At 66.9% G+C, this 18,258-nt stretch carries 14 protein-coding genes, 1 tRNA gene and 1 pseudogene; 5 read left to right on the forward strand and 11 right to left on the reverse strand.

Annotated features, from left to right (window positions below):
* Nucleotides 1-18 precede the first annotated feature (18 nt).
* The 8 genes and pseudogenes from polA to NA8_RS12335 form a co-directional block, all read right to left on the reverse strand.
* Complete coding sequence (gene polA, locus NA8_RS12305; RefSeq protein WP_084466727.1) at nucleotides 19-2,763, reverse strand: DNA polymerase I; 2,745 nt, start codon at nucleotides 2,761-2,763, stop codon at nucleotides 19-21.
* 109 nt (nucleotides 2,764-2,872) lie between these two features.
* Nucleotides 2,873-4,549: a DUF885 domain-containing protein gene (locus NA8_RS12310; RefSeq protein WP_245663793.1), complete on the reverse strand. Its 1,677-nt coding sequence runs from the start codon at nucleotides 4,547-4,549 to the stop codon at nucleotides 2,873-2,875.
* A 108-nt stretch (nucleotides 4,550-4,657) separates the two neighbouring features.
* Nucleotides 4,658-5,353 carry an ABC transporter ATP-binding protein gene (locus tag NA8_RS35015; RefSeq protein ID WP_245663800.1) on the reverse strand — a complete coding sequence of 232 codons (696 nt, stop codon included), beginning with the start codon at nucleotides 5,351-5,353 and terminating at the stop codon, nucleotides 4,658-4,660.
* A 165-nt stretch (nucleotides 5,354-5,518) separates the two neighbouring features.
* Nucleotides 5,519-6,475: pseudogene (locus tag NA8_RS35020) on the reverse strand (ABC transporter ATP-binding protein); the annotation flags it as partial.
* Nucleotides 6,472-7,890: a branched-chain amino acid ABC transporter permease gene (locus NA8_RS12320; RefSeq protein WP_063050518.1), complete on the reverse strand. Its 1,419-nt coding sequence runs from the start codon at nucleotides 7,888-7,890 to the stop codon at nucleotides 6,472-6,474. The pseudogene NA8_RS35020 and the gene NA8_RS12320, both read right to left, overlap by 4 nt.
* Nucleotides 7,887-8,924, reverse strand: coding sequence for a branched-chain amino acid ABC transporter permease (locus NA8_RS12325; RefSeq protein ID WP_063050519.1), 1,038 nt, complete (start codon nucleotides 8,922-8,924; stop codon nucleotides 7,887-7,889). The genes NA8_RS12320 and NA8_RS12325 overlap by 4 nt, the downstream gene beginning before the upstream one ends.
* A gap of 94 nt (nucleotides 8,925-9,018) precedes the next feature.
* Nucleotides 9,019-10,260, reverse strand: coding sequence for a branched-chain amino acid ABC transporter substrate-binding protein (locus NA8_RS12330; RefSeq protein WP_439957381.1), 1,242 nt, complete (start codon nucleotides 10,258-10,260; stop codon nucleotides 9,019-9,021).
* Between the two features lie 186 nt (nucleotides 10,261-10,446).
* A complete protein-coding gene (locus tag NA8_RS12335) occupies nucleotides 10,447-11,064 on the reverse strand; it encodes an ANTAR domain-containing response regulator (RefSeq protein ID WP_040866041.1) in 618 nt (205 codons plus the stop codon).
* A 224-nt stretch (nucleotides 11,065-11,288) separates the two neighbouring features.
* On the opposite strand from NA8_RS12335, the gene NA8_RS12340 reads away from it, so the two are divergent.
* From NA8_RS12340 to NA8_RS12355, 5 genes are all read left to right on the forward strand, one after another.
* Nucleotides 11,289-11,375, forward strand: a tRNA-Leu gene (locus NA8_RS12340).
* Between the two features lie 718 nt (nucleotides 11,376-12,093).
* On the forward strand, nucleotides 12,094-12,792 hold the full coding sequence (locus NA8_RS33720) for a hypothetical protein (protein ID WP_157106662.1): 699 nt from the start codon (nucleotides 12,094-12,096) through the stop codon (nucleotides 12,790-12,792).
* 416 nt (nucleotides 12,793-13,208) lie between these two features.
* Entirely contained in the window at nucleotides 13,209-13,721 is a 513-nt protein-coding gene (locus NA8_RS12345) for a monooxygenase family protein (RefSeq protein ID WP_063050520.1), read from the forward strand.
* A gap of 232 nt (nucleotides 13,722-13,953) precedes the next feature.
* A complete protein-coding gene (locus tag NA8_RS12350; protein WP_063050521.1) occupies nucleotides 13,954-14,574 on the forward strand; it encodes an arsenate reductase/protein-tyrosine-phosphatase family protein in 621 nt (206 codons plus the stop codon).
* Between the two features lie 195 nt (nucleotides 14,575-14,769).
* Nucleotides 14,770-15,156 (forward strand): hypothetical protein, encoded by a 387-nt coding sequence (locus NA8_RS12355; RefSeq protein ID WP_245663794.1) that lies wholly within the window; start codon nucleotides 14,770-14,772, stop codon nucleotides 15,154-15,156.
* A gap of 2 nt (nucleotides 15,157-15,158) precedes the next feature.
* Here the strand turns inward: NA8_RS12355 and NA8_RS12360 are convergent, their stop codons facing one another.
* Genes NA8_RS12360 through NA8_RS12370 form a run of 3 tightly spaced genes read right to left on the reverse strand, consistent with a single transcriptional unit; the run spans nucleotide 15,159 to nucleotide 18,256 of the window.
* Entirely contained in the window at nucleotides 15,159-16,067 is a 909-nt protein-coding gene (locus tag NA8_RS12360) for an acyl-CoA thioesterase (RefSeq protein WP_174550071.1), read from the reverse strand.
* On the reverse strand, nucleotides 16,067-17,485 hold the full coding sequence (gene pyk, locus NA8_RS12365) for a pyruvate kinase (RefSeq protein ID WP_174550072.1): 1,419 nt from the start codon (nucleotides 17,483-17,485) through the stop codon (nucleotides 16,067-16,069). Before pyk ends, NA8_RS12360 begins: the two co-directional genes overlap by 1 nt.
* 9 nt (nucleotides 17,486-17,494) lie before the next feature.
* Nucleotides 17,495-18,256, reverse strand: coding sequence for an amino acid ABC transporter permease (locus NA8_RS12370; RefSeq protein WP_281199014.1), 762 nt, complete (start codon nucleotides 18,254-18,256; stop codon nucleotides 17,495-17,497).
* Nucleotides 18,257-18,258 lie beyond the last annotated feature (2 nt).

Raw genomic sequence — 18,258 nt, forward strand, 5'->3', positions numbered from 1 at the left:
CCTCCTGTGCCGCGCCGGTCAGTGCGCGGCGGAGTCCCAGCTGTGGCCTACGCCGACCGAAACCTCCAGCGGCACGGACAGGGCGATCGCGGCGGACATCTGCTCGCGTGCCAGCGCCTCGAGCGTCTCTCGTTCCCCGTCAGCGACCTCGAACAGCAGTTCGTCGTGGATCTGCAACAGCATCCTGGAGCGCAGCCCCGCCTCGCGCATCGCCCGGTGTACGTTGATCATCGCCACCTTGATGATGTCGGCCGCGGTGCCCTGGATCGGGGCGTTGAGCGCCATCCGCTCGGCCGATTCCCGGCGCTGCCGGTTGCTGGAATCCAGATCGGGCAGGTAGCGGCGGCGGCCGAACAGCGTCTCGGTGTAGCCGACCTTGCGCGCCTGCTCCACCACCTCGTAGAGGTAGTCGCGGATGCGGCCGAAGCGGGCGAAGTAGACCTCCATCTGCTCCTTCGCCTCGGTGGTGCTGATCTTCAGCTGCGCGGACAGGCCGTAGGAACTCAACCCGTAGGCCAGGCCGTAGGACATCGCCTTGATCCGGCGGCGCAATTCCGGGCTCACTTCGGAGATCGGGATGTCGAACGCTTTCGACGCCACGAAGGTGTGCAGGTCCTCACCGGAATTGAACGCCTCGATCAGCCCCTCGTCCCCGGACAGGTGCGCCATGATCCGCATCTCGATCTGGCTGTAGTCGGCGGTCATCAGCGACTGGTAGCCGGAACCGACCACGAAGGTGTCGCGGATCTGCCTGCCGGTGTCGGTGCGGATCGGGATGTTCTGCAGGTTCGGTTCGGTCGAGGACAGCCGCCCGGTGGCCGCGATCGTCTGGTTGAACGTGGTGTGGATGCGGCCGTCGTCGGCGACGCATTTGAGCAGGCCGTCGACGGTGACCTTGAGGCGGGTGGCGTCGCGGTGCGTGAGCAGGTGCTCCAGGAACGGATGCTGGGTCTTCTCGTACAGCGACTCCAGCGCGTCCGCGTCGGTGGTGTAGCCGGTCTTGGTGCGCTTGGTCTTAGGCATGTCGAGCTCGTCGAACAGCACCACCTGCAACTGCTTGGGCGAGCCGAGGTTGATCTGCTTGCCGATCACGTCGTAGGCCGCCTCGGCCGCCTCGGCCACCCGGTCGGCGAACTGCCGCTGCAGCGTCGCGAGCTGGTCGGTGTCCACCGCGATGCCCGCCTCCTCCAAGGTGGACAGCACGCCCAGCAGCGGCAGTTCCATCTCCGCCAGCAGCGGGGTGGCCTCGATCTGGGCCAGTTCCCGGTCGAGCGCGTCGGCCAGGTCCGCGACGGCACGCGCGCGCAGCATCTGCGCCCGCGCCAGCTCGGCGTCGACGGCGTCCTCCTCGTCGAGCAGCGACAGCTGCGCGGTCTCGTCGGTCTCGGCGCGCAACTCCCGGTGCAGGTAGCGCAGCGACAGGTCGTCGAGGTTGAACGTGCGCTGGCCCGGGCGGACCAGATACGCCGCCAGCGCCGTGTCGCTGGCCAGCCCGCCGAGGGTCCAGCCGCGGCCACGCAGCGCGTGCACGGCGGCCTTGGCCTCGTGCAGGGCCTTCGGCGTCGCCGGGTCGGCGAGCCAGGCGCCCAGCGCGGCCTCGTCCTCGGGGGTGAGCACGCTGACGTCGATGTAACCGCTCTCGCCGTCGCCCGCCGCGATGGCCAGCGCGCGCACGTCGCCACCGGCCGGGGAGCCCGCGCCGAGAATCGAGACACCGTGGCGCACACCGGCTTTCGCGTGCTCGGCGAGCCAGCCCGCGACCGCGCCGATCTCCAGCGCGCCGCCGCTGATCTCGAAACCCGCCTCCGCCTCCGGCTCCGGCGGCGCCAGCGTCTCGAACAGCCGGTCACGCAGCACACGGAACTCGAGATCGTCGAACAACTGATGGATCTTCTCGCGGTCCCACGGCCCCTGCGCCAGCTGGTCGGGGGTGTAGGGCAGCGGCACGTCCCGCATCAGCTCGGTGAGCTGCCGGTTGAGCACCACGCTGCTCAGGTTCGCCCGCAGCGCGTCGCCGACCTTGCCCTTCACCTGATCGACCTTCTCGACCAACGTGTTCAGGTCGCCGTACTCGCGAATCCACTTGGCGGCGGTCTTCTCCCCCACGCCCGGGATGCCGGGCAGGTTGTCGCTCGGGTCGCCGCGCAGCGCCGCGTAATCGGGGTACTGGTTCGGCGTGAGGCCGTATTTCGTCATCACCTCGTCCGGGGTGAACCGGGTCAGGTCGGAGACGCCCTTGCGCGGGTACAGCACCGTGACGTTCTCGTTCACCAACTGGATGGAGTCCCGGTCGCCGGTGACGATCAACACGCGAAAACCCGCGGCCGTCGCCTGCGTGGTGAGCGTGGCGATGATGTCGTCGGCCTCGAAGCCCTCGATCGCCATCACCGGGATGCCCAAAGCGCCCAGCACGTCCTTGGTGAGTTCGACCTGGCCGCGGAACTCGTCCGGGGTGGCGCTGCGATTGGCCTTGTACTCCGGGTACGCCTCGGCGCGGAAGGTCTGGCGCGAGACGTCGAACGCCGCGGCCACGTGCGTGGGCTTCTCGTCGCGCAGCAGGTTGATCAGCATCGCGGTGAAGCCGTAGACCGCGTTCGTGGTCTGCCCGGTGACCGTCTTGAAGTTCTCCGCCGGTAGCGCGAAGAACGCGCGATAGGCGATCGAATGCCCGTCCAGCAACAGCAACGTCGGCCGGCCTCCCGAGCCGGGATCGCCGGAGCCGGACGCGGGGGCGGGACGAGGAGCGGTCGTGGGTGAACTCACGCCCCAGAGTCTAGGGACCGGCACCGACAAGGCGATGCGCCGACACCCAGGTGCCCCCGGCGCCGGACTTCCGGCTCGCGGGACACGTGTCGATCGCGCCCCGCGGCCGTCACAGCGTGGCGACCAGTTCTCGCAGTACGGGCAGGCTCACCGATCCGGAGCCGAGCACCACGTCGTGGAATGCCTTGATGTCGAAGTCCGCGCCGAGCCGCTCGGTGGCCGCCACCCGCTGGCGCAGGATCTCCAGCTGGCCGACCTTGTAGGCGACCGCCTGCCCCGGCATGGCGATGTAGCGGTCCACCTCGACGGTGATCTCGGCCAGTCCGACCGGCGCGTTGGCCACCATGAAGTCGATGGCCTGCTGCCTGGTCCACCCCTTCGCGTGCAAGCCGGTGTCCACCACCAACCGGCAGGAGCGCCACGAGTCTCCGGCCAGCATGCCGAGCCGGCCCAGATCGTCCTCGTACAAACCCATTTCGTCGGCCAGCCGCTCGGTGTAGAGCGCCCAGCCTTCGACGAAAGCGGTGTTGGCGAAGGACTGGCGCTGGAAGCGCGGCAGATGGTCGAGTTCGTTGGCGATGGTGAGCTGCAGGTGATGGCCGGGAATCGCCTCGTGGTAGGCCACCGACGCGGTCTCGTAGCGGCCGCGGCCGGTGGGATGGTGCTGGTTGACGAAATACGTGCCGGGCCGGGAACCGTCGGCGGCGGGCGGGAAGTAATACGCCGCAGGCGAATCCGCGGCCAGGAACTCCGGCACCGGGACGATGTCGCAGGACTGCTTCGGCAGGCGCCCGAACCAGTTCCCCATCTCGGCGCCTGCCATGGTCAGCGCCCGGCGGGCGTCGAACATGATCTGCTCCGCGTCGTCGTAGCACAGCGCGGGATCGTCACGCAGGCGGGCGAAGATCTCGCCGAGATCGCCGGTGCCGAACAGGCGCGCGCCCACCGTCGCGTACTCCTCGCGCAGCCTCGCCAGCTCGGCGAGGCCGAGGTCGTGGATCTCGTCGGCGCCCAGATCGGGCAGCGTCGTGTGGTGGCGCAGCAGTCGCTGGTAGATGTCCTCGCCGTCGGCACCGAGCCAGCACAGGCCGGGCCGGTCGTCGGGACGGGCGGCGGGCAGCAGCTCGTCGTACAGCGCGTCGCGGTAGACCTGGAACGCGGGCCGGATGACATTCCGCGTCACGTCGGCCATTTCGGAGCGCCACGCGGCCTCGCCGTCCCAGCTCTGCGGCCCTGCGAAGGTGACGAACGGGTCGGCGGCGATGTCGGAATCCAGGTAGCCGTCCAGCTGGTTGAGCGAGCGCTCGATGGTGATCCGCGCGGGCGCGCGTCCGGCGGCCAGGCCCGCCCGGAACCGTTCCACGGCCTGGCCGAGCATGTCACCGAACTGCCGGTAACGCCGCACCAGTGCCAGCGCGTGCTCGGGCCGCGGCGCGTTCGTCTGCGGCGCCACCATCAGCACGCCGGCGTGCACGCCGTTCATCTGGTCGGAGGCCATCTCCACCGGCCGCCATTCCAGATGCTCGACCGCGCCGCTCAACTCGGTGCGCAACAGGCTGCGAGTGATGCGGTCGGTCGGGCTCAACGGCTCCGCGTCGAGCGCGTCGACCGCGCGCAGCAGATCGCGCCAGGTCGACAGCAACCGCTGCTCCGCATCGACGGACAGATCCTCGATCCGATCGTCGAAGCGGCGGTCGCCGAGCAAGGTAGCCTCGCTCGGCGCCGCCTCGAGCACACTGTCCCAGTACCGCTCGGCCAGGCTCATCAGCTCGTCGTGACCATCCATGGTCACGATCATGCCTCGAGCAGCCCCGCGCGGCACCGGAGTCGGCGCGCCCGCCGGGCACCGGGCACACATGACACGCCCCGGGCCCGCGCACGGCGAGTCGGCCGCCTACCCCACGCCCAGATACGCCGATTTCACCGCGGGATCGGTGAGCAGTTCCGCACCGCGACCGGTTTTGGTGACCTCACCGGTTTCCATGATGTAGGCGCGGTCGCTGCGGGCCAGCGCCTGCTGGGCGTTCTGTTCCACCAGCAGCACCGTGGTGCCCTGCTGGTTGATCTCGCTGATGATCCGGAAGATCTGCTGGATCACCATGGGCGCCAGACCCATCGACGGTTCGTCGAGCAGCAGCAGTCGCGGCCGTGCCATCAGCGCGCGGGCGATGGCGAGCATCTGCTGCTCACCGCCGGAGAGCGTGCCGCCCACCTGCTTGCGCCGCTCGAGCAGCCGGGGAAAGAGTTCGAACACCCACTCCAGCGTCCGGTCGTACTCGGCCTTCTGCTTGAAACCCCTTCCATAGCAGCCCATGTCGAGGTTCTCCTGCACCGTCATACCGGGGAAAACGCCCCGGCCCTCCGGCGCCTGGATCAGCCCGTGCGTCACCCGCTCGTGCGCCTTCATCCGGGTGATGTCGCGGCCCTCGAACATGATCCGGCCGCGGGTCAGCGGCAGCAGCCCGGACATCGCGCGCATCGACGTCGTCTTGCCCGCGCCGTTGGCGCCGAGCAGGGTGACCAGCTCGCCCTCGGCAACGGTCAGCGAGATCCCGTGCAGGGCCTGGATCCTGCCGTAGTTGACGACCATGTCCTCGACTTCGAGCAGCGGGGCGCCCCGACCGGCGCCCGCGGGCACGCGCGTCGACTCGGGCACCGGCTCGGTGACCGCCGTCCTGCCGAGCGGCACGGCTGCGGGCTCCGGATCCGATGTCGATATACTCTCGCCGTCTTCCGTTGCGGGCGAATCGGATTCGCTCACCTCGGTATCCGGCACGCCGAGGTACGCGGCGATCACGGCGGGGTTGTCCCGGATGTCCGCGGGCAGCCCATCGGCGATCTTGCGGCCGAACTCGAGCACCACGATCCGGTCGGTCACGCCCATGACAAGCCGCATGTCGTGCTCGATCAGCAGCACGGTGAACCCGTCGTCACGGATCTTTCGGATCAGATCCATGAGCGCGGACTTCTCACTCGGATTGAACCCGGCCGCGGGCTCGTCCAGGCACAGCAGCTTCGGCTCGGTGGCCAGCGCGCGGGCAATCTCCAGACGACGCTGGTCGCCGTAGGACAGATTGCGCGCCTTCTCCACCGCGCGCGGGGCGATGCCGACGAACTCCAGCAGCGCCATGCCACGCTCGATGGCGTCGCGTTCCTCACGCCGATGCCGCGGCGTGCGGAACACCGCGCCGGGCACCGAGGTCCGGTGCCGTGCGTCGGTGCCGACCACGACGTTCTCCAAAGCGGTCATCTCGCCGAAGAGCCGCACGTTCTGGAACGTGCGCGCGATGCCGAGGCGGGTGATCGCGTTGCGCTTGGTCTTGGTCAGGGGCTTGCCGTCGAAGTACACCAGCCCGGAGGCGGGCTGGTAGACACCGGTGATCGCGTTGAAGCAGGTGGTCTTGCCCGCGCCGTTGGGCCCGATCAGACCGAGGATCTCGCCGCGGCGGATCTCGAAACTCACCTGGTCCAGGGCAGTGAGACCGCCGAACCTCACCGTGAGCCCCTCGGTGCGCAGCAGCGGCTCGCCCACCGCGGTCTCGATATCCCGATGCGGCGCGACGACTTCCGCGACGGTCTCGGCGTCGGCGAGGTCCGGGATCACCTGGGTGATGTCGACCGTGCCCGCCGACTCCGGCTGCGGTTGCGCCACGTAGCCCGCGGCCATGTCCTCGTTGTCGAACAGCGCGTCACCCGCGCCCGGCCCGGTCACCGGCCCGCTCCGATCGGCTCGGCGGAGACCGGTCTGCGCACGGCCAGGTACACCTGCCTGCCGTAGGTGAGCAGCTTCTGGCGCACCGGGAACAAACCCTGCGGACGCAGAATCATCATCACCACCAACGCGATACCGAAATACAGATATTTGAGGTCGCCCAGTGACTGCGCGCCGCCCTTGCGGAACAGCAGCACGCTGCCGAGCAACAGCAGCGCCAGCACGCCGGTCACCACCATGCCGGTGATCACGCCGCGCCGTGGCCACACGCCCAGCCGGTCGGCCCACAACCGCCAGGCAACGATCAGCGCGACGAACACCGCGACATCGATCGCCAGCAGGACGTACCCGGTCGACTCGTTGCTCACCAGGTTCACCGACTGCAGCCGCGCGGGCAGGTAGGCGATGACGAACGCGCCGAAGATCACCCCGAGTTTGTTGCCCTGCCCGCCGATGACCACCGCGCACAGGAACAGCATCGAGTTGATGATGTTGAAGCCAGTGGGATTGATGAACTGCACCTGTCCGGCGTAGATCGCGCCGGACATGCCGCCCACCGCGGCGCCGATCATGAAGGCCCACAGCTTGAACTTGAACGTCGGCACGCCCATGATCTCGGCCGCGTCCTCGTCCTCGCGGATGGCTACCCAGGCGCGGCCGACCCGGCTGCGCTCCAGGTTGCCGACCACCAGCAGCACCACGACGACCAGCGCCATGCCGAACCAATACCAGTAGGTGCCGTAGCTGGCGCGGTCGAGGAGGTTGACGGCGTCGGGGTCGCCGCTGTTGCCGCCGGAGAACACGCCCTCCGGTTTGCTCGCGGATTCGCCCACATGCGGGTAGGCCACACCCGACAGGCCGAGGCTGCCGTTGGTGATCTCCGTGAGGTTCTCGGCGAGCAGGCGCACGATCTCACCGAAGCCGAGGGTCACGATCGCCAGATAGTCGCCGCGCAGCCGCAGCGTCGGCGAACCGAGGATCAGGCCGGATACCGCGGTCACCGCCACCGCGATCGGCAGGCAGGCCAGCCACGCCCACTTCGGATCGAGCCAGCCGCCGTCGGTCTGGTTCCACGGGCTGTTGGGGCTGGTGAGCAGGCCGACGGTGTAGGCGCCGACCGCGTAGAAACCGACGTAGCCCAGGTCGAGCAGGCCCGCCTGCCCGACCACCACATTCAGGCCGATGGCCAGCAGCGCGTACATCGCGACCTGCGCCATCACCAGGCCGAAGTTGTAGGAGGGGGTGTTCAGCAGCGGCGGCGGGAACAGCGGCAGCAGCGCGAGCAGCAGGAGGATCGGGACGCCGACGCCCCACTGCGCGGGCCTGCTCAGGCCGTCCCACCAGGTGCGGATCGCATCGCCCAGGCCGCGGCGCGCGGTGTCCGGCGCGGACGCCGTCTTGGTCGTGTCGGTCATGCGCGCGCCCTTCCGAGACTCTCGCCGAGGATGCCGGTCGGGCGAACCATCAGCACCAGCACCAGCACCACGAACGCGACCACGTCGCGCCACTCGGTGCCGAAGAGGATCTGGCCGTATTGCTCCACCACACCGAGCAGCAGGCCGCCCAGCAGCGCACCGCGCAGATTGCCGATACCGCCCAGCACCGCGGCGCTGAACGCCTTGATGCCCAGGACGAACCCGCCGGAGTAGATGATCCCGTTCGGGATCTTCAGCGTGAACAGCATCGCCGCCGCGCCCGCGAGCACACCGCCGATGAGGAAGGTCAGCATGATGACCCGTTCGCGCGAGACGCCCATCAACGTCGCGGTGTCGGGGTCCTGGGCAACGGCCCGGATGCCACGGCCGAACTTCGTCCGGTTGATCAGCACCTCGGTGGCGATCGCCAGCACCACCGCCGCCGCGACTATCAGCAGCATGATGTTGGTGACGTCCGCACCGCCGAAACTGAACTGAATGGTGGGCTCGACCAGCCGGATCGGCTGCTGAGCGTTGGTGCCACCGAGATCGGGGCGCAGCTTCGGCAACACGAAGTGCACCAGTTCCTGCAGCACGAACGACATGCCGATCGCCGTGATCAGGAAGGCCAGCGGTTTCGCGCCCCGTTTGCGCAGGGGCCGATAGGCCACCCGCTCCAATCCGACGGCCGCGCCGCCGGATACCAGCATGCCCACGATCATCGCCAAGCCCAGATAGACGACCGTGAGCACCACGCCCTGGGTGTAGACATCCGGACTCGCGACGAATCCGAAGATCATCAACCCGATCAATTGCCCGAACAACCCGAGCATGAAAATTTCCGAATGGGCGAAATTGATCAGCCGCAATACGCCGTAGACCAAGGTGTAGCCCACGGCGACCAACGCATAGATGGCGCCGTATGTCACGCCGTCCACAGTCAGTCGCCAGAAACTATCGACCAACCCCTCGTAGTTGAAGTCGATCGAACCGGCAGCGAGTTGAATCCCACCGGCCGATAGCGTTTGTTTCATTTATTTCTGCCCCTCATCCTTTCGCCCACCGAACAACGGCACGTACGGGGATTCGGATGAACCCCCGTACGTGCCGTTCGCCCGGGATCCGGGACTACTTGACCTCGTACACCCAGATCAGCGCGTTCGTCAGCTCGCCGTTCGGGTTCCACTTGTACTGACGCGCGAGGCCGGCACCGTCGTACGTCCGCACATAGTCGAGCAGATCCGGGCGGGTGACCTTACCGCCGTCGATGCCCTTGGCCAGGATCGTGGTCAGGTCGTACGCCTCGACGGAGTAGACACCGGGCGCCTGGCCGTTGAGCGCCTCGTAGTCCTTGGCGAATTTCTCCGGGGCGGGACCGCACGGGCACGACAGCTTCGCGCCCTTGGCGGCGCTGCCCGCCTGGGCGACGAACTGCGGGTCGTTGGTGCCGTCGGCGGAGACGAACACCGCCTTCACCCCACCGGACTTCAACTGCTGGGCCAGCGGCGCGCCCTCGGAGTAGTAGCCGGAGTAGAAGATGGCGTCGGGATTCGCGGCCGCCACCTTGGTGACCGTCGCGGAGAAGTCCTTGTCGCCCTTCTTGATGCTGGCGGCGCACGCCGGGTCGGCGGCGGCGCCGAGGCCCTCGGTGATCGACTTCGCCAGACCTGTGCCGTAGTCGGTGTTGTCCTGGATGACGCAGACCTTCTTGTAGCCCGCACCGTTGACCAGGTACTTCGCCACCGAGGGACCTTGCACGTCGTCGTTGGCGAGACCGCGGAAGAAGGTGGTCCAACCGTTCTGCGTCAGCGTGGCGTTGGTCGCCGACGAGGTGACCGACACCAGGCCTGCATCGCTGAGAATCTTGCCGGTCGCCTTCGTCTCGCCGGAGAAGGCGGGACCGACCAGCCCGATGATCGAGCGGTCGTTGACGATCTGCGGGATCACCTGGGTGGCCTTCTGCGGATCACCCTCGGTGTCGAACTGCTTCAGCTCGATCTTGCAGCCCGGGTTGGCCTTGTTGTGCTTGTCCAAGGCCAGCTTGACGCCGTTGACGATGTTGATGCCGAGCGCGGCGTCGGGGCCGGTCAGCGCGCCCGCCATCGCGATGGCCGTACCGGGCGCGCAGGTCGCCTTGCCGTCACCCGCGGGATCGGCCGCCGCGGCCGCGTCGGCCTTCGGCACTTCCTTGCCCTGCTGGTCGACCTGGAGAAGCGGCTGGATGGACAGGCCGCCCGCGCCGTTGGTGCCCGAGGAATCCGAACCGCTGCTGGTGGATTTGTCGCTACAACCCGTCAGTACCAGCGCGGCGGCGGCGCCGACGGCCAGAACAGCTCGCGTCGAGCGACTGCGCCATGTCGAACTAAGCACGTTTCACCTCATCTAAGTTCTGTGCTCCCCCGGGGTCGCCGAGGAGGCCGAGACATCAGCCCGGTCAGAACATAGCGTCGGCACGTTAGTTCCGCATCACATTCGGATCATGCGCGCGCCATCGTTTCGAATTCTTCTTCACCGCGACGTTTCGACTGCGTAAATTCTCCCGCTGCGCGCGCTCGGTCACTTCGGCGTCAGGTTCTCCAAGACGACCTCCGCGACCGCCTTCATCGTGGTGCGGCGGTCCATTGCGGTGCGCTGAATCCACTTGAACGCCTGCGGCTCCGAAAGGCCCTGCGTCTGCATCAGAACACCCTTGGCACGCTCGACCAGCTTGCGCGTCTCCAGCCGCTCGGCGAGATTCGCGACCTCGCTCTCCAGCGCGGTGATCTCATGGAAGCGGCTGGCCGCCAATTCTATGGCGGGCACCAGATCCGATTTCGTGAACGGCTTCACCAGGTAGGCCATCGCGCCCGCGTCGCGCGCCCGCTCCACCAGATCGCGCTGGCTGAAAGCGGTCAGGATGACCACCGGGGCAACGCGTTTCGACGCGATCTCGGCCGCCGCGTCGATGCCGTCGCGGCGCGGCATCTTCACGTCCATGATGACCAGATCCGGCCGGTGCTCCACCGCGAGATCCACCGCCTGCTGGCCGTCACCCGCCTCGCCGACCACCTGATAACCCTCTTCGGTCAGCATCTCGACCAGATCCATGCGAATGAGCGCCTCGTCTTCGGCGACGACGACCCGCTTCGCGCCGGCGTCCCGCTTGGTGCCGGTGCCCCCAGCTGCTGTGCTCATAGGTAGACCCCTCTGGTTCCGATGCCCTGTCCCGACCCAACCGAAAGAAAGCCGCGCTCGCACCGGGCGACCATCGGCCATCCATCGGGCTGTCGAGTGATGTAAAGAGTACCTTTCACTTCGGCATAGAACGCATATACCCTGCGCAAACCGCGCCCTCGCGCCGCAGAGGACAACCCATTCGCGCACACGCCACCCGACCCGCTATAGTTGCCACCCGGTGCGCCGAGTTGGCGGAACTGGCAGACGCGACGGTCTCAAAAACCGTTGTCCGAAAGGACGTGTGGGTTCGAGTCCCACACTCGGCACCAAGGTGGAACGCGGCTTCCGCGATGGCCTCTCCACTCACACAGTCCGCAGCTGCGACGCTCCACTGTCTATCCCATCGGCCTGCACGCCCGAATCGGTCGGGAGCAGATGCACCCAGGCAGGGCCAACGTCCTTCGCCGCTCGGTCGAACGCTCACCTGGACTCGGTCGAGCCGAGGTCGCGCCCTGTAGTCGGCAATTAGCAGTGCAGCCGCCGACGACCGGACAGGACGCGCAGGGCTTCGCGGCCTTCTCGCACGATGCCACGAGAAAATCAGCACCGATCCGGACGGTTGTCACCTCCGGAGCCGAAGCGGTTACGACGACATCGCTCACACGTTGGGCACGACCGTCCATTACGGGGTGCGCATTTCTCATTTCCGAAACGTCCATTGAGAGATGGGACCGAAGCTGACCCGCATGACACTTCGGAGACGCGCATTGAGCGATCGCAGTACCTGCCCCGTGTGCCAGGAAGCCGATCCCGACTCAATTGAATCCTGCACTTCACCTACACCTGGATCGAACGGCTCGAACTCGGCGTCCGCTGGCGGAGAAGCGTTCCGGCACACCACAGAGCCGCAGACGCCGCCGGCCCAACCAAGGACAGACGGACTTACACGCCTTCAGACCTGTATTTCGTGCTGGCTACAGGGTAACATCCAATTATGTTTGCGGCGAAGTAGCCATGTGAAATCCTAGCATGATAAGGAGTCGTCGCATGGATAGCACAGAAGTTGCCGTGGCAATCATAGGGCCGATAGCAACCGGACTGGTGGCAGCGACAGGCGTCCTGATTCAGCAGTGGAGCCTGGCCCGCGACTTGGAGATGCGGCGCAGAAGGCAGATCGGCTTCGCCCATGATCAGCTTGCCGCGGTGCAATTGCTGCATTCCATGAGAGACACTCGATCGAATCCCGGCGAACTCTCCAGGAAAATTGACTACATAATCGATGCGGCGATGGAAGGTATACTTCAGGCACAGTCCATGCAGCAATCGTCACGCCGTATCCGTGAGCATAATCTTCGCAGAGAACTCTGGCTGATCGGAATAATCCGGACCGGGCCGGGCAAAATCGCAAGAGCTTTCTACTACGCTTCGTTCATCTGGACGAGCTATCTGATAATCGGCACTGTTACGGCATTGGGCTACACTTCGTCGTTCGACGTCTTCGTGACATTCATCTTCTCCGCAGCGATACTCGGTGCCGTGCCGGTTTTTATACTGAGACGGATTACGATCTCCATTGATCAGCGCCGGAGAGCTGCCATTTTGAACAAGCGCCGTAGGACCGGACACCCACCGCATGTGCCGGTTCGGCCTCCTCCATTTATGCAGCAGCAGCCACCGAATCCTCATCCTGGGCTCTATCCGCCCCCAGGGCCTCCTGCCTGGAGGGCCGATCCGAGAAACGGGTGATGCGGTCGGACCGAAGAAGACGGCTTCGACGCCGGCGGAATGTGCGCCACGGGGACCAGAGGGCTCAGACGTAGGTGGCAGTGCGAACCGATGGTCGCCGAGGAACGGGTCGATGCCTCATCGGCGAGGGGCGGCGCTGCGGCATTGTCGTAGTGGGACTCGAGGACGCCACCCGGTTCATCTTGCTCTCTCGCCGGGCCGATTCGGGGCTGTCGCTCGTGCCGGCAATGGCGAGTTCTGTTCATAGATTTCCCTCGGGCGCGGTCACAGCGCCGCGAACCGCGGACTGTCCAGCAGCGGATACCCGAGGACGCGAGGCGTGGTTTCGGATGATCGGCGTTTTCCTATTCGAACCGGTTCGGTTGGTGCATCGTTGTCCATGTGGCGGCGTCGGCGGCCGGGCAGCGAGGTATGCGATGCGAGTGAACAGGACCACTGTGGATCTATCCGGGTATCCGGACCTGGTGGTCATCTACATCGGCATGCGGGTGCGGCGGCCGAGGGGGATGCTGCGGCTGCTCGGGCTGGGGCCCAAACTCTATCGCTCACACAAGGATCGGCCGGACGGGTTGTTGCTGCACGAAGACGTCGTGTGGGCGCTGTTCCCGCCGCACTGGGGCGCGCGGCAGTACTGGCGCGATCTGGACAGCCTCGAAGCGTGGACCCGGACGGCGCCACACCGGGACTGGTGGCAGAAGTTCCTGCGCGACTCCGGGGGCACCGGGTTCTGGCACGAGGCCTACTTCGCCCGCGGCGGCATCGACGCGATGTACGACGACATGGACCCGGCGACGGGATTGGCGCGGTTCGCGCCCGTCGTCGCCTCACGTGGTCACCGGTTCTCCACCCGCGGCCGAGTCGACGGCAGACCGTCCGAGGTCGAACCGGTCGTGCCCGAATCCGTCTACTACAGCGGCGAATCCGAGTAGCCCGCGCGCGCCGTCATATCACAAAGCAATCACAAAGCAGCGTCTGAGTGCGTGAGTTCTCGGATACACAAGACCGCACTGCTCTTCGAAGTGACGCACGTCGCAGGCCGGTGGCCGAAATCGGCGCACTTCGTGTACGGCGCGCTACGAGCAGATGAATATGCTGTTCCCACATGTGGGACCAGCGAATTGGGACCGTCTGATAGCCTCCCTGCCGTTTATCGTGTTCTGTATGCACGTCCTGTTCGTCTGCAACGGCAATGTTTGCCGGTCGGTGATCGCCGAGCGGCTCACGCGCGCCCTCGCGGTCGAACACGATCTCCCCTATCTCACCGCCGAAAGCGCCGGAACACGTGCCTTGGTGGGATTTCCGGTCGAGCCGCTCGCCGCGCAGACCATCACCGGGCTCGGCGCGGACGCGAGCAATTTCCGGGCCCGTCGCCTGAAGCCGGAGATGATCGATAAGGCCGACCTGGTCCTCACGATGACCGAGCAGATTCGCGAGCACGTGGTCGACTCGGCCTTCGGCGCGGGCGCGCGCACCTTCACGCTGCTGGAGGCCCAACGCATCGCGCACGTCACCGGCGCGAGGACGGTCGCCGAACTGCACCGGGCGCGCAACGACCTGTCGCTGGTCGGCCGGGAGAACATCGCCGACCCGGTGGGGCTGTCCGCCCAGGCGTTCTGCGAGGTCGGCGATCGCATCGCCGAAGCGCTCGTGCCGCTGCTGCTGGCGCTCGCCCCGCACGAGCAGCCGCGCTGGCCACACGATGAGCGCCGGGGACTTGTGATTCGCCCCGGCGGCGCGCCGGCGCCGCTGGCGACCTTCCTCGCCGCCCAGCGCACCCGGTGACCGCCCCAGCGGCGACCGCACCGGGCATCGCGCCCGGATACACCGCGTATCAACCTGTTACCACGCGGCTGTGTCCATTTCCGTCCCCGACGCACTAAACTCCCGCCGGACACCATTCTCCGCCGTTGCTGCGTCGACACAGGACAGGAATCAGACATGCCGAAACGCATTTCGGATGTTTCGCTCCATGTTTATGTGACATCGGAAATACTCGAACGCGTCGTCGATACCGTGCGCGAGGTGGTCGACGATCACCTCGCCGACCGCGACGTATTCGCCTGGCGCTTCACCTTGCCGGTCGACTCCGACGACCCGGCCCACGTGGCGCTCGAGAGCAGCGGCCTCGCGGACCCGCCCGGCGGAATTCCGGGCGACCGCGGCACCTACGAAATCGCGCTCAGTTTGGTCGGCGCACCGGATCAGCTGACCGACGCCCACATGGCCGCACTGGAACATCAACTGCTGCACGCTGTTTCGGGACTGGCGCGGACCGAGCCGGGAGGCGGGATTCCGGTCTCGATCCGCGCGTCGCAACGCACCGACGTCGATCTGGACATCGATCGCGACCGCGAACTGCTGTAGTGCTAACGCCGCGGCGGGAAGTGGCGAATGAGCCCCTCTTGCACCGTGGTGGCCAGCAGATCGCCGCTGCGGGAGTAGAAGCGGCCGGTCGCCAGGCCACGGGAGCCCGCGGCCACCGGTGACTCGGTGCAGTACAGCGCCCACTCGTCGAAACGGAACGGGCGGTGGAACCAGATCGAATGGTTGACCGTAGCCGCGACGATGCGGTCCAGACCCCACGACAGCCCGTGGGTGGTGATGATCGAGTCCAGCACCGTGGTGTCGGACGAATAGCCCAGCGTCGCCACATGGATCAGCGGGTCGTCGGGCAACCTGCCGTCCGCGCGCATCCACACGCGGTTGTGGTTGAGCCGCTCCCCGGTGCCCTTGAGAATCCAGGCCGGATCGTTTGTGTAGCGCATGTCGATCGGATGCGGCGCCTTGACGAACATCTCCAGCTTGTCCTCCAAGCCTTCGAAGCTCTCCTCCACCCGCGGCAGCGTCTCCGGATCCGGTACGTCCGGCTGGGCGTGCGCGTGCTCGAGCCCCGTGCCCCAATCCTGGAACGCGGCGAGCATCACGAACAGCTCCTGGCCGTCCTGGCTGGCGGTCACCGTGCGGTTGGCGAACGCGCGACCGTCGCGATGCCGGTCCACTCGGTACTCGATCGGCTTCTTCACATCGCCGCCGCGCACGAAATGCGCGTTGATGGCGTGCACCGGACGGTCACCGACCGTCCGGCCCGCCGCGATGATGGCCTGCGAGACGAGCTGACCGCCGAAGGTCCGGCTCCACACCTTCTCCGGGTGCTGTCCGACGAACACGTCCTCGTCTATCTGCTCGAGATCGAGCAGGCCCAGCAGCACATCCAGGTCGGAGCGCGGCGCGGGCGCATTCGCGATGTCGACGGGGCTGCTCAGGGAAGCACTCACTAGTGGTCCTCCTCACCGATTCGGTGAACGTGGATCAGGTTGGTGGAACCGACGGTACCGGGCGGCGACCCGGCGACGATGACCACCAGGTCACCCTTCTGGTATCGGTCCATCGACAGAAGTGCTACATCCACCTGGTGGATCATGGCGTCGGTGCTGTCGACCGTCGGCACGATGAAGGTCTCGGTGCCCCAGGTCAGCGCCAGCTGACTGCGCACCTCCGGCAGCGGCGTGAACGCCAGCAGCGGCAGCGGAGTGTGCAGCCGGGCCAGGCGGCGCACCGTGTCGCCCGACTGGGTGAACGCGACCAGCGCCTTGGCGTTGAGCCGCTCGCCGATGTCGCGGGCGGCGTAGGAGATCACACCGCGCTTGGTGCGCGGCACGTGGGTCAGCGGCGGCACCCTGGTCGATTCCGTCTCCACCGCGTGCACGATGCGCGCCATCGTGCGCACCGTCTCGATCGGGTACTTCCCCACCGAGGTTTCGCCCGACAGCATCACCGCGTCGGCGCCGTCGAGCACCGCGTTCGCCACGTCCGATGCCTCGGCGCGGGTGGGGCGGGAATTCTCGATCATCGATTCCAGCATCTGCGTGGCGACGATGACGGGCTTGGCGTTCTCCCGGGCCATCTGGATGGCGCGCTTCTGCACGATCGGCACCTGCTCGAGCGGCAGTTCGACACCGAGGTCGCCGCGCGCGACCATCACCGCGTCGAAGGCCAGCACCACGGCCTCCAGGTTGTCGATCGCCTCCGGCTTCTCCAGCTTGCCGATCACCGGCACCCGGCGGCCCACCCGGTCCATCACGTCGTGCACCAGCTCGACGTCGGACGGGGACCGCACGAACGACAGCGCGATGAAATCCACCCCGAGCTTCAGCGCGAATTCCAGGTCCTCGATGTCCTTCTCCGACAGCGCGGGCACCGACACGTCCATGCCCGGCAGCGAGACGCCTTTGTTGTTGGAGACCGGGCCGCCTTCGGTGACCCGGCAGACCACGTCGTTACCGTCGACGCGAGTGACGATGAGGCCCACCTTGCCGTCGTCGACCAGCAGGCGGTCGCCGGCCTTGGCGTCCTGTGCCAGCTCCTTGTAGGTGGTGGACACGCGGTCGTGGGTCCCGTCGACGTCGTCGACGGTGATGCGGACCTCTTCGCCCGTCGCCCAGACGGTTCTGCCTTCCAGGAAGCGCCCCAGGCGGATCTTGGGACCCTGCAGGTCGGCGAGAATGCCGACCGCCCGGCCGAGGTGGTCGGCTGCCTGACGCACCTTCTTGTAGTTCTCGGCATGGTCGCTGTGCTCGCCGTGGCTGAAGTTCAGCCGAGCCACGTCCATGCCGCTCTCGACGAGTTCGCGGATACGGTCCTCGGTGGCAGTGGCCGGGCCGAGCGTGCACACAATCTTCGTCCGTCGCATCACGAGTAGAGCCTAGTCCCGCTCGGTGGGCAGGTCCTGCCGTGGCCATGGTGAAACCTTGGTGAAAAATATGAACGACAGCCGCGTGGCAGGTACAAACGGATACTCATCGAGCGACATGACGGCCAATCTCGTTTCCAGCCGGGTCTGCCCGAACCCGAGGATCAGGCAGATCACCCAGTAGTACAGCGCCGCGACCCCGTAGAGCGCGAAGAAGTCGAACGTCGGCGCGGCGGCGAGCTGCGCGACGCGCAGCAGTTCGGTCACCAGGATGGTCGAGGCCAGCGAGGTGTCCTTCACCAGGGAGATCAGCGTATTCGACAGCGGCGGCACGGCGATGCGCGCGGCCTGCGGCAGGATGATCAGCCGCAGCATCGACGGATACGACATGCCGAGCGCCTGCGCCGCCTCCCACTGCCCCGCCGCGACGCTCAGGATGGCGGCCCGCACCACTTCGGCCGCGTAGCCGCCGACGTTGAGGCTGAACGCGATCACCGCTGCGGGAAACGGATCGATCACGATGCCGAACTGCGGCAGCGCGTAGAACACGATGAACAACTGCACCAGCAGCGGTGTGCCGCGAATGATCGAGATGTAGCAGCGGGCCGCCGCCGACAGCGGCCACACCGGCGACATCCTGGCCAGCGCGACGAACAGCGCGAGCGCCAGGCCGACGGCGAAGCTGATCGCGGTGAGCGGCAGGGTCTTGGTGAGGGTGGCCTGCAGCATCGGCCACAGGTTGTGCCAGATGAGATCCCGGGTGGCGGCGTCCATGA

Source organism: Nocardia arthritidis NBRC 100137 (assembly GCF_001612765.1).
Lineage (GTDB): Bacteria > Actinomycetota > Actinomycetes > Mycobacteriales > Mycobacteriaceae > Nocardia > Nocardia arthritidis.

Excerpts from the sequence above, each read along its gene's own strand:
- NA8_RS12310 (WP_245663793.1), bottom strand. The coding sequence starts at position 4,549 with ATGGATGGTCACGACGAGCTGATGAGCCTGGCCGAGCGGTACTGGGAC.
- NA8_RS35015 (WP_245663800.1), bottom strand. The coding sequence starts at position 5,353 with ATGGTCGTCAACTACGGCAGGATCCAGGCCCTGCACGGGATCTCGCTG.
- NA8_RS12320 (WP_063050518.1), bottom strand. The coding sequence starts at position 7,890 with ATGACCGACACGACCAAGACGGCGTCCGCGCCGGACACCGCGCGCCGC.
- NA8_RS12325 (WP_063050519.1), bottom strand. The coding sequence starts at position 8,924 with ATGAAACAAACGCTATCGGCCGGTGGGATTCAACTCGCTGCCGGTTCG.
- NA8_RS12335 (WP_040866041.1), bottom strand. The coding sequence starts at position 11,064 with ATGAGCACAGCAGCTGGGGGCACCGGCACCAAGCGGGACGCCGGCGCG.
- NA8_RS33720 (WP_157106662.1), top strand. The coding sequence starts at position 12,094 with ATGGATAGCACAGAAGTTGCCGTGGCAATCATAGGGCCGATAGCAACC.
- NA8_RS12345 (WP_063050520.1), top strand. The coding sequence starts at position 13,209 with ATGCGAGTGAACAGGACCACTGTGGATCTATCCGGGTATCCGGACCTG.
- NA8_RS12350 (WP_063050521.1), top strand. The coding sequence starts at position 13,954 with ATGCACGTCCTGTTCGTCTGCAACGGCAATGTTTGCCGGTCGGTGATC.
- NA8_RS12370 (WP_281199014.1), bottom strand. The coding sequence starts at position 18,256 with ATGGACGCCGCCACCCGGGATCTCATCTGGCACAACCTGTGGCCGATG.